The 12,912-nt window shown below is 72.2% G+C and carries 12 protein-coding genes; 4 read left to right on the top strand and 8 right to left on the bottom strand.

Annotated features, from left to right (window positions below; all coding sequences use genetic code 11):
• Positions 1–28: 28 nt before the first annotated feature.
• The 3 genes from cyc2 to MXD57_RS10225 all read right to left on the bottom strand — a co-directional run bounded on the left by cyc2 (position 29) and on the right by MXD57_RS10225 (position 4,337).
• On the bottom strand, positions 29–2,191 hold the full coding sequence (gene cyc2 / locus MXD57_RS10215) for a germacradienol/geosmin synthase Cyc2 (RefSeq protein ID WP_250401020.1): 2,163 nt from the start codon (positions 2,189–2,191) through the stop codon (positions 29–31).
• A 291-nt stretch (positions 2,192–2,482) separates the two neighbouring features.
• The gene (locus MXD57_RS10220) at positions 2,483–3,667 is read right to left on the bottom strand and encodes a damage-control phosphatase ARMT1 family protein (protein ID WP_250401021.1); all 1,185 of its coding nucleotides are present in this window, start codon (positions 3,665–3,667) and stop codon (positions 2,483–2,485) included.
• A gap of 22 nt (positions 3,668–3,689) precedes the next feature.
• Complete coding sequence (locus MXD57_RS10225; RefSeq protein WP_250401022.1) at positions 3,690–4,337, bottom strand: ScbR family autoregulator-binding transcription factor; 648 nt, start codon at positions 4,335–4,337, stop codon at positions 3,690–3,692.
• Positions 4,338–4,732: 395 nt separating this feature from the next.
• Between MXD57_RS10225 and MXD57_RS10230 the strand changes: the two genes are divergently transcribed.
• Positions 4,733–5,707, top strand: a complete 975-nt coding sequence (locus MXD57_RS10230; protein ID WP_250401023.1) for a lytic polysaccharide monooxygenase — start codon at positions 4,733–4,735, stop codon at positions 5,705–5,707.
• Here MXD57_RS10230 and MXD57_RS10235 read toward each other — a convergent pair whose 3' ends face one another.
• The gene (locus MXD57_RS10235; protein ID WP_250401024.1) at positions 5,708–6,361 is read right to left on the bottom strand and encodes a Tat pathway signal sequence domain protein; all 654 of its coding nucleotides are present in this window, start codon (positions 6,359–6,361) and stop codon (positions 5,708–5,710) included.
• A gap of 642 nt (positions 6,362–7,003) precedes the next feature.
• On the opposite strand from MXD57_RS10235, the gene MXD57_RS10240 reads away from it, so the two are divergent.
• Together MXD57_RS10240 and MXD57_RS10245 are read left to right on the top strand one after the other, a co-directional pair.
• A complete protein-coding gene (locus tag MXD57_RS10240; protein WP_250401025.1) occupies positions 7,004–7,696 on the top strand; it encodes a DUF6230 family protein in 693 nt (230 codons plus the stop codon).
• A complete protein-coding gene (locus tag MXD57_RS10245; protein WP_250401026.1) occupies positions 7,693–8,121 on the top strand; it encodes a DUF6114 domain-containing protein in 429 nt (142 codons plus the stop codon). Before MXD57_RS10240 ends, MXD57_RS10245 begins: the two co-directional genes overlap by 4 nt.
• A gap of 28 nt (positions 8,122–8,149) precedes the next feature.
• Here MXD57_RS10245 and MXD57_RS10250 read toward each other — a convergent pair whose 3' ends face one another.
• The 4 genes from MXD57_RS10250 to MXD57_RS10265 all read right to left on the bottom strand — a co-directional run bounded on the left by MXD57_RS10250 (position 8,150) and on the right by MXD57_RS10265 (position 11,656).
• Positions 8,150–9,109, bottom strand: a complete 960-nt coding sequence (locus tag MXD57_RS10250; RefSeq protein ID WP_250401027.1) for an ABC transporter substrate-binding protein — start codon at positions 9,107–9,109, stop codon at positions 8,150–8,152.
• A 104-nt stretch (positions 9,110–9,213) separates the two neighbouring features.
• Entirely contained in the window at positions 9,214–9,882 is a 669-nt protein-coding gene (locus tag MXD57_RS10255; RefSeq protein WP_250401028.1) for an ABC transporter permease, read from the bottom strand.
• A complete protein-coding gene (locus tag MXD57_RS10260; protein WP_250401029.1) occupies positions 9,879–10,532 on the bottom strand; it encodes an ABC transporter permease in 654 nt (217 codons plus the stop codon). Before MXD57_RS10260 ends, MXD57_RS10255 begins: the two co-directional genes overlap by 4 nt.
• Positions 10,529–11,656, bottom strand: a complete 1,128-nt coding sequence (locus MXD57_RS10265; RefSeq protein ID WP_250401030.1) for an ABC transporter ATP-binding protein — start codon at positions 11,654–11,656, stop codon at positions 10,529–10,531. The genes MXD57_RS10260 and MXD57_RS10265 overlap by 4 nt, the downstream gene beginning before the upstream one ends.
• Positions 11,657–11,820: 164 nt before the next feature.
• Between MXD57_RS10265 and MXD57_RS10270 the strand changes: the two genes are divergently transcribed.
• A complete protein-coding gene (locus MXD57_RS10270; protein ID WP_250401031.1) occupies positions 11,821–12,879 on the top strand; it encodes a 5'-methylthioadenosine/S-adenosylhomocysteine nucleosidase family protein in 1,059 nt (352 codons plus the stop codon).
• The last annotated feature ends 33 nt before the right edge of the window (positions 12,880–12,912 follow it).

The following is a 12,912-nucleotide window of genomic DNA, read 5'->3' on the forward strand; positions in this document are numbered from 1 at the left end:
GTCCGGGGCGCGTCGCACGGCCGGTCCGTCAGCCCGGGGACGGCACCGGCACTCCGGGCGCGCGGTCCGGCAGGAAGCCGTGGGCCCGGCGCCCGAGCCACTCGGCCTTGTAACGATCGACCTCCCGGTGCCAGTTGAGGATGCCCGCCATCCAGTTCTGCAGGTCCAGGACATAGCCGTCCATCGCCGTGCGCGCCTCACCCGACAGCCCGAAGTCCTCGTAGAGCACCGGGAGTTCGTGTGCGACGACATGCTCGAACTGCTGCATCCGCTGGGTCGTCAGGTCATGGACGACACCGAGGGCGGCCGGGTAGTCGACGCCGAAGAAGTTCTGCACGACGAGCACGGCGTTGTGGATCTCGCCCTCGTACTCGATCTCCTTCTGGTACGAGAAGACGTCGTTGAGGAGGCAGGCGTAGTCGACGGCGGCGTTCTCCAGGGAACGTACCGGGCCGCTGCGGTAGACCTCGGGCGGGATCGCCGGACCGTGTCCCACGCGGCACATGCTCAGGGTGAGGTCGGAGCCGAAGGTCGAGCGCCGCATCTCCAGGTAGTCGACCGGGTCGGGGACGCGGTGCTGCATCTGGTTGGACAGTTCCCACACCCAGCTCTCGGTCATGGTGTCCACGGCCGCCTTGAGAGTGCGCCGCTGGTCGGGTGTCATCCCGGCCGTCGTGCGCGCCCACAGGTCGGTCAGGCCGCGCTCCATGGCGCTCGCCGGGACGACGGACGCTTCGCCCTCGACCGGCATGCAGCCGGAGAGCCTCGCCGTGGTCAGCCGGGCGGCGGCCAGGTCCCGGCGGTGGCCGTAGACCAGGGGGTAGTAGTCGTCGCCGTACGTACCCCAGGCGAGCCACTGGGCGCTGAGGTCGAGGGCTTCCGGGGTGGCGTCCGGGTCGAGGCCCGCGGAGCAGAGCGCGAGGTCGTACGCGGCGAGCTTGTCCTCGTCCCAGACGCCCTCCCCCAGGATGCCCGTGCGGTGCGACCAGGTGACGAGATGGCCGCGGGCGGTGTCCAGATGGGGGCTCAGCGCGAGTTCGTACGGCATGCGGAAGTCGGGCAGCCGGGACGGGCCGACCTTCTGGAACGGCACGTGCGAGTGGGCGCGCAGACGTTCCGCGGCCGCCGTGGCGAGCAGCGCGCCGACGTCGGCGGCGGAGGTGCCCGGGCCGCTCGGCACCTGCCAGGGGGAGGCGGGGCGGGCCCCCTCGTTCATGTAGCGGCTGGAGCGCAGGTGCCATTCGTGGCCGCCGGACTGCCAGTCCTGGAGTCCCTTGGCGTAGGCGGCGACCGCGGCGACCTCGCCGGGCGAGAGTCCCTTCTCCAGGGCGACGGCGGGGACTTCGGTGAGCGCGGTGTGCTCGAACTGCTGCAGACGCGAGGTGAGGATGTCGTTGACGGTCTCGGCCGCCTCCTGGGTGGTGCAGCCGAAGAAGGTCTCCAGCACGAGCACGCCGTTGCTGTTCTCGCCCTCGTCCTCCACCTCGCGCTGGTAGGAGAAGAGGTCGTTGCGCAGGTGGACGGCGTCGGAGAACGTCTCCGTGAGCACCCTGAGCGGCCGGGTGCCGGCGACGGCGGCGGGCACCTCGGCGGTGGCGTACTCCACCAGACCCGCCGACCAGGGGGCACCGCCCACCTTGCGGCGCATCTCGATGTACTCGACCGGGTTGGCGATCCGCCCCTCGTTGATGTTGGACAGCTCCCACAGGGACTCGTTGAGCAGGTGTTCGGTGGCGACGGAGAAGCGCCTGCGCCAGTCGACGGACATGGCGGGCACGGTGCGCCGCCACAGGTCGGCGAGGCCCGCCTCGACCGGGTTCTCCGGCTCCGGCACGGACGTGGCGGGATCCAGCGGCATGAACAGGGGCAGGCGGTCCAGATGCGCCTTCCCGGCGGCGCGGTCCTGGGTGCGTTTGAACATGTCCAGGAAGTGGTCGTCGAAGAAGAACACCCACACGTACCAGTCGGTGATCAGGGAGAGGGCCGGTCCGTCGCAGTCGGGGTGGGTGTACGCGCACAGGAGCCCGTAGTCGTGCGCCTCCAGGTCGGCCTGCTCCCAGATCCCGGAGCCCTCCAGCATGCCCATCTCGCGCGCCCACGCCGTCGAGTGGGCCCGTGCCTCGTCGAGGTGCGGATTGAGCCGCGCGGGATACGGCATGTAGAAGTGCGGGAGTTCGAACGGCTGCGTCATGGCGGGGCCCTACCCGGCGCCCGGCGGAGCCATCCGGTGCGCGGTGCATGATCACACCATCGCGTGAAATGCCCTGGAAAGTGGCAACTGGCCCGGACGAAGGTGTCGTTGGCCGCCCGGGGGTCCGTGCGGGCGCCGCGTACCGGTCGGCGGTCTTGCCGGGTGGTCCCGGCGCGGGCCGCGGTGGAGGGGAGCCCCGCCCCCGCGTACCGGAGGTGCTCCGGCGGCGCGACAACGCGGGGAGGCGCCGTAGCGGTCGTCGCGCGCCCGCCGGGGATCACGGGACAGCCCTCACCTTGACGTATTCACCTGGATGAGCGCGTGGGTGCCGGCGGTGCGCCACCGCTGTCCCTCGGCGGCGACCAGCGCCGCCTCGGTGGTGGCGGAGAGACCGGTGATCACATCGGACTTGAGGGTGCGCAGGGCGGCGACCGGGCTGGGGAAACCGGCGGTCACCTCCTGGAAGGACGTGGTCGGCGGCCACCGCCGGTCGCCCACCAGACGCCGGTAGTTGAGGTCGCCCTTGACGACGGTCAGGGTCGCCGGGGCGAACTCGGCCCGCAGGTCGTCCGGCAGGTCGGCGTACGGCAGCGGGGCGCTGGAGAACGGGTGGGCGCGCACCGTGACCCGCCCGTCGGCCATGGCCGCCCAGAGCAGCCGCCCGTACTCCCCCGCCGCACCGGGCGCCGCGACGAGCCGGCGCAGGGCGTCGACCACGTCGGCGGTGGTGGCGTCGGAGACGTAGTACGGGTACGGCTTGACGTGCAGCACCGCCCGGCCGATCCGCCCCGCGTCGAGGAGGTGGGCGATCAGCAGCAGATCGGGGACCAGTTCGCGGCCCGCGTTGTCGGCTACCAGGCAGAGCGTGCCGGCGCCGGAGGGCGGCAGCAGCGACCACAGGGTCTCGCTGTCGTCCGCGACCAGGGCGGCCACCGGTCCGGCGTCCCCTGCGTCCCCGGCGGCGAGACGGAATCCCAGGTCGGCGCGGTTGCCCCAGAGCGAGCCGTGCAGCAGGGCATGGGCCCGGTCCGGTTCCGGGCGGTCGCGGAGCGCGTCCAGCGCGGCCAGTTCCGCGTCGGTCTCCGGGGCGTCGAGTTCGGCGCGCTTGAAGGGGCGGAAGGGATCGACGCCGCGCCAGGCGCCGGGGCCGAAGTAGCCGACGGCTTCGAGCAGCAGGCGGTAGAAGTAGCTCTCGGACCACAGCCACGGCACGTCGAACCAGGACCGGCCCACGTGGTCGTCCAGACCCCAGGCACGCCACCGCTCGATGTCGACGGCGTCCTCGGGCAGCGGCCCGAGGACGCCGTCGCCGCAGCTCTCCAGCAGTTCGTCCAGCGCCCGGTGCTGCCCGGGACCGTAGGGGAAGGCGTCCCGTACCCGTCCGATGATCGCGGGGTGCCGCTCCGCCAGCACGGCGTGCGGGAACGAGCCGGGTTCGTTCGCGAGGAGCACGGAGGCGGCGGGGGGCTGTGGCATGCCCGCCACCGTACCGCGCCGGTCAGCCGGTTCTGATCTCCCGCTCGAGCTGCGTGGCGAGAGTGAGGTAGCGGGGGCGGCGGTGCACCGGCACCACGCCCCGGATCATGAGGTGCCACATCTCGGCCACGCGCCGGGGCAGCCGTCCGACCGGTTCGAGCGACCGGCCGGCGACCCGGGTGCCGATGAAGAAGCAGACGAGGGAGTGCGCGACGACACCCACGTCCGTATCGGGGTGCAGATCGGCCTCCCGGACGGCACCGGTGAACTTGCGGCCGGCGAACTCCACCCACTCCGTGAACGGATGCCGCATCGGCGGCCGTACGGGGACGTCCGTGGTGGCGAGGCGCAGCCCGGCGCGCGGCACCGGGTCCTCGACGGCGAGCCGGGCGACGGTGAAGGTGGCGCGCATCAGGGACTCCAGCGAGGAGCAGCCGCGGCGCTCGACGTCGTCGACCACCTTCCGCGCGGCCCTGGACTGGAGGTCGAGGATGGCGTGGGCGAGGTCCTCCTTGGCGGCGAAGTGGAAGTACAGCGCACCCTTGGTGACCTTCGCATGCCCGACGATGTCACTCAGACTGGTGCATTCGTAGCCCTGCCGGTCGAACAGGTCGGCGGCGGCCGTGATGATCGTCGCCCGGGTCTGCTCCGCCCGTAACTGCCTCGCCATCGAATGCCCCCTCCTCGCGCCTCGATCGAACGGGACACGCGGTTTGTTTTGACCTCATGCACACGATAACTCACGGAGTGCCGACGGGAGTCGGGCGGGCGGAACTTTCCCGGGGGCAGTTTTCACCCAGCCGCACCGCCCGCGGGCGGATCTTGCGTTCCGCAAACGACTTCCGCCAGGAAGCGCCTGTTCCGCTACTCCCGTACTTTCCGGGAGCCAAGTGCCGTCACCGGCGACGAGGTTGAACCGAAGAGAACCGGCCGAACGGCTTGCCGGCCGCCCACCGGGCGAGGGAGTACCCGAAAACAGCCGACGCGGTATGTGCTGAACGCGGGGAGCGCGCCTCCCGTACTGGATGCGGCAGACCCCTCCCCCGCGCCCGCCGAGGAGCCCGGATGACCCGGATGACCGCCCGCCTGAGCGTCACGGCGGCCGCCGCGACGGCCCCGCTCCTGCTCCTGCCGTGGATGGCGGGGCCCGCCCTGGCCCACGGCGCCCCCACGGACCCGGTCAGCCGGGTCTACGCCTGCTCGCCCGAGGGCGGCGCCGCGAACCGGTCCGCGGCCTGCCGGGCGGCGGTGTCCGCCAACGGCGCCCCGTTCACCGCGTGGGACGACCTGCGCGTGGCGGGAGTGGCGGGCCGGGACCGGCAGGTCATCCCCGACGGCAGGCTGTGCAGCGCGGACCTGCCCGGCTACCGGGGCCTCGACCTGCCCCGGGCGGACTGGCCGGCGACCCGGCTGGCCCCGGGCGGCCGGCTGGCGATGACGTACGCGTCGACCATCGCGCACCAGGGCACGTTCCGGCTGTACCTCACCCGGCCCGGCTACGATCCGGCGAAGCCGCTGCACTGGTCCGACCTGCCCACGCGCCCCTTCGCGGAGGTCAAGGACCCGCCGCTGACGAACGGGGCGTACCACCTGAGCGCCACCCTGCCGAAGGACCGGACGGGACGCCAGATGCTCTACACGATCTGGCAGAACAGCAGCACTCCGGACACCTACTACTCGTGCTCCGACGTGGTGTTCCCGGCGAAGGCCGACGGCACGGCGAGGGCCGCGGAGTCGGCCCGGGCCACGGAGTCCGCCGGAGCCCCGGAGGCGCCGGCGGGCGGGCGGCCCGCACGGACCCCGGTCGCCGGCTCCTCGGCACCGGCCGCAGCCGCTGCCGCGACTCCCGCGTCCGACGGAACGCCGGGCACCCCTGCTCCCGACGCCGGTGACGGCACGCCGGTGGCCGAGGCGACCCGCCCGGACGCGGGCCCCTCGGCCCCGTTGGTTGCGGGCGGCGCCGCCGCGGTGCTGGCGGTCGTCGCGGGCGCGGTCCTCGTCCCGCGGCTGCGGCGGCGCCGTCCGCCGTCCACCGGGTGATCAGTTGACGTAGACCGGGGCTCCGGCGTCGGTCACGGGAGCGTACTTCGCGGTGAAGTAGCCGTTGGCGAAGCACAGGGACGAACCGGAGTACCTGGTGAACCGCTGGTTGGTGAAGTTGATGCTGCTGTCGCCGTTGTCCGCCGTGCCGGTCAGGCTCTCCGCCCGGTAGACGCATGTGATGGTGCCGAGCAGGGTGCGCAGCTTGACCGTGGTCTGGATGGTGGAGCCACCGGGCGGCGAGACGGTGAGGACACCGGCGGAGGCGACCGTCGCGGTGTAGGGCAGGTTGTCGATCACGATGCTGCTGACGCCCAGCACACCGGTGACGTTGCTGGTGCAGCCACCGGCGTCGAAGCTGTGGCCGGTGACCGACTCGGTGGCCGTGCCGGGGGCGGCCGGGTTGTCCGCGACCGTGGCGGTGAACTGCGAGGTCCTGCAGCTCACACCGCTGGTGCCGGTCGCGCTCGAGTAGAGGGTGGCGGAGGTGCCGGCGGCCAGCGGCGCGGTCAGGGTGTCGCCGACCGCGGCGGCGGTGCCGCCGGCGCCGCCCGTGGTCAGGACGGCGCCGCCGGTCGCGGAGGACGGTACGGCGGCGGCGACGGTGAGCGCGGTGGCGGCTCCGGCCAGGGCGAGGAGGGTGCGCGTACGCATGCGGGTGCCTCTCTTCGGAGTGGGGGGGACGTGGAGCGGGGTGGGGGATCGGGGGTGCCGTCGGAAGGAACGGGGCCGGTGGTGCACCCGGATACGGCGCCCCGCCGGGTCACCGCCGCCGGTCCGTGACGTCTTCTCCGTACGCGGCGGACCGGCGGCGGCCGATCGGGGAACCGGCGCCGGACCGGGAAAGGGCCCCGGCCGGACCGGACGGGCCGGTCCCGGCAGGGCGGGGGGGCGGTGCGCGAAGGGCGGTGGAACGTACCGGGCCGGTGCGATGCCGGGCGGAGCGCTGATCGGAAGGGGCCGGGAACGCGGCCAATGCCGCCCGGCGGATCCGGCGCCACGGATCCAGGGGGAACCAGGCAGAGTTGTAGACCTGATGGACCGTCAACGTCAAGGCTGGCAACAACAGTTGGTGGTCACTGCCGACATCGGCACGCTATTTTCACAACTCTCTTGACCCTTCAAAGTAACCGGCGGTAACTTCCGAGCGGGCTACTGACGCGTAACGAGAAGGCCCTCGCATCCGCCGGGAGTGCGAGGAGGCGTACGCGTGACGGCCCCGTCCGCGCCAGGACACCGCACCACTGGAGCCCGATCCGCACCGATCCGCACCGATCCATGCCCATGGGAGCAGACATGGCCTCGTCACCGGACCCCTCGTCCGCCGGAAACACCCCAGAAGACACCCCCGGGAGCACCGCGAGCGGTTCCCCCGGAGCACCGCGGATCCCCGGACGGGGACGGGTCCGGGCACGCAGGGCCGCGATGATGGCGGTGCCGGCGACCCTGGTCGCCGCCGGACTCGCGATCCTGACCGCGCAGGGCGCGCTGGGCGTCCAGTTCGCCATCTCCGGCATGCCGTTCGTGGTCACCGCGGACAAGCTGGAGGGCACCGGATTCGAGCAGTTCGGCGCCCTGGACAACATGATCGAGAACAGTCCCAACCAGGGGGACACGGGCGGCCAGGAGCTGGTCGTGACCTCGGTGGTGAAGGACGGCACCCTGACCAACCTCTGCCAGAGCGTCGACCTCGGCGGCATCCAGCTCGTGCTCACCGCCGGCGGCGGCTCCAGGCCGGTCGGCGTGTCGCACCTGGCCATCGACTCCGACGACATCAAGGGCAACGCCAGGTTCGACGGCATGGAGATCGGCCGGGACGCCAGCACCTTCGACAAGGGCGGGGTCCAGGGCCCCGAGGGAGTCTACGGGCAGCAGGCCGACAAGGTCGTGATCAGCGACCTGTACCAGCACAACTACGCGGCCACCGCCGCCGTGTTCAAGCTGCCGAACCTGCACATGCGGTTCGACGGCGACGGCTGCCCCCGGTGAACCGCTTCCGGCAGTGGAGCGGGCGCCGGCCGTTCGCGGGCGGTCTGCTGCTGGTGCTCGGCGGTGCCGAGATCCTGGCGACCATGAAGGCGCCGCTCCCGGTGATCCTGCACATCGGGATGCAGGGCCTGGCGGGCTATCTGCTGCCGGCGCTGATGACCATCTGCGGTCTGCTGATCCTCTTCAGCCCGGGCCAGCGGCTCTTCTACTCCCTCACCGGAATCCTGCTGTCCCTGGGGACCTGGCTCACCTCGAACCTGGGCGGCTTCCTGCTCGGCCTGCTGCTCGGCGCCGTCGGGAGCTGCCTCACCTTCGGCTGGCTGCCCGACCAGCCGCCCCGGGTGGGCCGCCGGCGCCGCGCGCGGGCGCGGGCGGCGGCCCAGGACCCCGGAGAGCCGGTGCGGGTCTCCGGGGAAGCGGTGTAGCCGCCCCGGTTCACGGCCCGGTACGGGGTCAGCTCAGTCCGGCGGAGTCCAGCCAGGCCTTGGCGACGTCCAGCGGGTCCTTGTTCTGCGACTGCACCTGGGTGTCCAGGTCCAGCAGCGTCGCCGTGTCCAGCTCGGCGGAGACGGCGTTGAGCGCGTCGACGCCCTTCTGGGAGAGTTCGCCCTCGCGGACGAGCGGCTGGACGTTCTCGAAGCCGAAGAGGTTCTCCGGGTCCTGCAGGACGACGAACTTCTCCTTGGCGATGGTCGGGTCCGTGGTGAAGATGTCCGCGGCCTGCACGGCGTTCTTCTTCAGCGCGGCCTGGGTGAGCGGACCACCCGCGTCCAGCGCCTTGAAGGACTTGAACTGGAGGCCGTAGACGGACTTGAGGCCGACCAGGCCCTGCCGGCGGGTCTGGAACTCCGGCGAGGCGCCGATGCTCAGGTCCTCGGCCACGTCCTTCAGGTCGGCGATCGAGGACTTCGCGTCGAGGCCGTACTTCTCGGCGGTGGCCGCGTTGACCGTGATCGAGTCCTTGTCCTCGGCGGGCGAGGGCTTCAGCAGGGTCAGCTTCGCGTGCAGCTTCGCCTCGATCGCCGAAGTGGTCGCCTCCAGCGTCTTCGGGGCGGCCTTCGGGTCCAGGTAGGCCAGCAGGGCGCCGTTGTACTCGGGCAGCACGGTGACGGAGCCGTTCTTCAGCAGACCGTAGGTGGTCTCCCGGCTGCCGATGTTCGGCTTGTAGGTGACCTTGATGCCCTTGGCCTTCAGGGCTTCGCCGTAGATGTCCGCGAGCAGGATGCTCTCGGCGAAGTTGTTGGATCCGACGACGACGCCGTCGCCACTGGCGTTGCCGTCCGCGAGGGGGTTGTCGGCCTTGCCGCCGGAGGAGTTGCAGCCCGCCAGCAGCGCCGTCGCCGCCGCGAGGGCGACGACGGCCGCGCCTCGGTTCTGCCGGATGGACCTGCTGATGCGGTTGGTGGAAGTCACCCACCGATCCAATCCAGCCGGTTCTTCATCAGTCAAGTGATCCCGGGTCACCGATTGGCTTCGATCCGCGACCGGTTGAGGGCGCATGGTGACGGGCCGCCGGCTCATCCGCTCCGGCGCACCCCGGGGGACACCGCGACGCGGGACACGGACCAGAACACTCCCAGGGTCGCCAGCGCCATCCCGACGACCAGGGTGGCACCGCCGACGACCTTCTCGTAGTCCTTCTGTGCCAGGCCGTCGATGATGTACCGGCCGAGGCCGCCGAAGCTGACGTAGGCGGCGATGGTGGCCGTGGACACGACCTGGATGGCCGCCGTCCGCAGACCACCGAGCATCAGCGGCAGCGCCACCGGGAGTTCCACCTGGAACAGGATCCGCGCCTCGGGCATCCCCATGCCCCGCGCGGCGTCCACCGGAGGCGGGTCGACGGAGCGGACCGCCTCGTAGGAGGTGACGAGGATCGGCGGTACCGCGAGCGCCACCAGTGGGATCATCACCGGCAGCAGACCGAAGCCGAACCAGGTGAACATCAGCACCAGCAGGCCGAAGGTGGGCAGCGCCCGGGCCGCGGTGGCGATGGACGCCAGGGCGTTGCCGCCGCGGCCGTGGTGGCCGGTCACGAGTCCGACGGGCAACCCGATCAGGGCGGCGATCCCGACGGCCTCCAGGGAGTACAGGAAGTGCTCGCCGACCCGGGTGGGGATGCCGTCCTGGCCGTGCCAGTGGGCGGTGTCGGCGAAGAAGGCGTGGGCGAAGTCGAATACGTTCACCGGACGGCACCCTTCCGCGGCATCCAGGGGGTCAGCAGGGTACGGACCAGGACCAGCGCGGCGTCCACGAGGATGCCCAGCACCGCGGTGGTCAGCACGGAGTTCACCGCGAGCGGCGGCCGGTGGTAGATCTGGGCGTCGTTGAGCAGGTTGCCCAGCGCGCCCTGGTTGCCGATCAGCATGCCGATGCTGACGAGGGAGATGCTCGACACGGCCGCGACCCGCAGGCCCGCGATGATGGTCGGGACCGCGATGGGCAGTTGCACCTGGAGATAGCGCCGTACGGGGCCCAGCCCCATGGCGGTGGCGGCGGCCAGGGTCTCCGGCGGCACCGAGCGGACGCCGTCCACGATCGCGGGGACCAGCACCACCAGGCTGTACACCGCCAGCGGGATCATCACCGTGGTCTCGGTCATGCCGGTGTAGTCGATGAGGAGCACGAAGAACGCCAGCGACGGGACGGCGTAGAGCACCGTGGTCACGCCGAACACGGGGGCGTACAGCCAGCGGAACCGCACGCAGAGCTGGGCGACGGGCAGCGCGACGAGGAGTCCGGCCAGCACCGGCAGCAGCGCCTCGCGCAGGTGCAGGCCGATCAGGCCGAAGTAGCCGTACTGGAGGTCGCTCGGGATGTCGAAGAAGCCGTTCACCGCTCGGCCTTCGCGTCCTGGCGGTCCTCGCCGTGCGCCGCGCGGATCGCCTCGCCGATGACCTGCTGCGAGACCACGCCGACGGCACGGCCCTCGCCGTCCACCGCCACGGCCCAGCCGGACGGTGACAGCACGGCCCCGTCGAGCGCCGTGCGCAGCGAGTCGGTACCGGGCAGGAACGGCCGCCCGTACGGCAGCAGCCGGTCCCGGTCGATCCGCCCCCCGGTGAGCTCGTCCGGCGCGCCCCACCAGCCCAGCGGTCTGCCGTCGGCGTCCGTCACGAGGCGGTAGGGGGCCGGGGCACCCGCGGCCAGCCGCTCGGCGTCGGCGTCGAGCGGGACGACGGGGCCGGTCTGCAACTCGAGTCCGGTGGAGGAGAAGAAGGACAGCCGTCGGATGCCCCGGTCGGCGCCGAGGAAGTCCTCCACGAACGGGTCGGCGGGGGCGCTCAGCAGTTCGGCGGGCGGCGCGAACTGGGCGAGCCTGCCCCCGGTGCGCAGTACGGCGACCGTCGTACCCAGTTTGATCGCCTCGTCGATGTCGTGGGTGACGAAGACGATGGTCTTGCCCAGTTCGTTCTGGATGCGCAGGAGTTCGTCCTGCAGTCCCTTGCGCACGACCGGGTCGACCGCGGAGAAGGGCTCGTCCATCAGCAGCACCGGCGGGTCGGCGGCGAGGGCCCGGGCCACGCCGACCCGCTGCTGCTGGCCGCCGGAGAGCTGGTACGGGTACCGCTTGGCCAGCGAGGTGTCGAGCCCGACCCGCTCCATCAGCTCCGCCGCCCGGGTCCGGGCCTTCTGCCTGCCCCAGCCCAGCAGGCGGGGCACGGTGGCGATGTTGTCCACGATGGTGCGGTGCTGGAAGAGGCCGGCGTTCTGGATGACGTACCCCATCGAGCGGCGCAGGGCGTTGACCGGCTGCTGCCGGATGTCCCGGCCGTCGAGGAGGATGCTGCCCTCGGTGGGCTCGACCATCCGGTTGATCATCCGCAGCGTCGTGGTCTTGCCGCAGCCGGAGGGGCCGACGAGGACGGTGATCGCGCGGTCCGGGATGTCGAGGGAGAGCCGGTCCACGGCCACCGTGCCGTCCGGGTATCGCTTGGTGACTGCGTCGATCCGTATCAAGACGTTGCGTGCCCTTCGGTTTCTGGCGGAGCCTCGGCCGTTGCCGGGAAAGTCTAGACGTCGCAGGTTGCGGCCCGTCGGCGGCCGAGTGCCGCCTCCCGCACGGTTCCCCCGGCCACGCCGATCCCTCACCATGGAGGTCCGGGCACGGGAGGGGGCGGTCGGTGCGGGCGGAGAGGGTCGACGCGTTCGTGCTGACGGCGATCGAGTGCGAGTACCTGGCCGTCGTCGGCCATCTGGAACCCGGCCGCGACAGGCGCACGGTGGAGGGCGCGGTCCACGAGGTCGGCCGGTTCGCCGGGCGGCACGGCCGGCTCACCGTCGGTGTGCAGCTCGCGGGGCCGGGGAACGAGTTGGCGGGGGTGCTGGCCGAGCGCGCGATGGCCCGGCTGCGCCCCTCGGTCCTGCTCCTGGTGGGGGTCGCGGGCGGCCGCAAGGACGCGCGGCTCGGGGACGTGGTGGTGGCGGACACCGTCTACGGCTACGAGGGCGGCCGGGACGAGCGGGACGCCTTCCGGCCCCGGATCAAATCCTGGCCGTCGGCGTTCGCCCTGGTCCAGCGGGCCCGGCTGGTCGCGGCCGACCGGCACTGGCAGCGGCGCATCGTGCCCCCGCCCGATCGGCCGCCCGACGCGTACGTCGGTGCCCTGGCCGCCGGTTCGAAGGTGGTCGCGCACGCCGAGTCGGCGTCCGGCAGACTGCTCGCCGAGGTGGCGGGCGACACGCTGGCCGTGGAGACGGAGGGCCTCGGCCTGCTCACGGCCGCCCGGGCCAACCCGCGGGTGCAGGCCCTGGTCGTCCGGGGCGTGTCCGACCTGCTGGGCGACAAGGACGCGGCCCACGACAGCCACTGGCAGCCGGTCGCCGCGCGTCACGCGGCCGCGTTCGCGTTCGAGCTGCTGGCCGCCCTGGACACCCCGGCGCCGGCGCCCCGGGCCGCGGCCCTGTCCACCCGGCAACTGGGCGAGCTGGCGACGCTGCTGCTCGACGTGCCGGGCATCGGCGCGCCGGCCGCCTGGCAGCAGCTCCTGGACGCCCTGCCCGGCATCGGCGTCCTCACCGGCCGCCAGCTCAGCGTGCGGCTGGAGGCGCTGTCGCTGCTGCGGACCTGCGAGTCGATGCGGGGGTGGGAGTCGCTGATGGAGGCACTGGACGCGCTGTGGCCCGGCACCCCGGCGGTCGAGGAGGTGCGGAGCTATTTGACGGACCATCAACTCATGTGAATGACGAGTGAGTCGGGAAAGTGAACAGTTGCC

It is taken from the genome of Streptomyces cellostaticus, assembly GCF_023630175.1.
In the GTDB taxonomy this organism is placed as follows: domain Bacteria; phylum Actinomycetota; class Actinomycetes; order Streptomycetales; family Streptomycetaceae; genus Streptomyces; species Streptomyces cellostaticus_A.

Bases quoted from the DNA above. Each gene is read 5' to 3' on its own strand.
- cyc2 (WP_250401020.1), bottom strand. From the start codon at position 2,191: ATGACGCAGCCGTTCGAACTCCCGCACTTCTACATGCCGTATCCCGCG.
- MXD57_RS10220 (WP_250401021.1), bottom strand. From the start codon at position 3,667: ATGCCACAGCCCCCCGCCGCCTCCGTGCTCCTCGCGAACGAACCCGGC.
- MXD57_RS10225 (WP_250401022.1), bottom strand. From the start codon at position 4,337: ATGGCGAGGCAGTTACGGGCGGAGCAGACCCGGGCGACGATCATCACG.
- MXD57_RS10230 (WP_250401023.1), top strand. From the start codon at position 4,733: ATGACCCGGATGACCGCCCGCCTGAGCGTCACGGCGGCCGCCGCGACG.
- MXD57_RS10235 (WP_250401024.1), bottom strand. From the start codon at position 6,361: ATGCGTACGCGCACCCTCCTCGCCCTGGCCGGAGCCGCCACCGCGCTC.
- MXD57_RS10240 (WP_250401025.1), top strand. From the start codon at position 7,004: ATGGCCTCGTCACCGGACCCCTCGTCCGCCGGAAACACCCCAGAAGAC.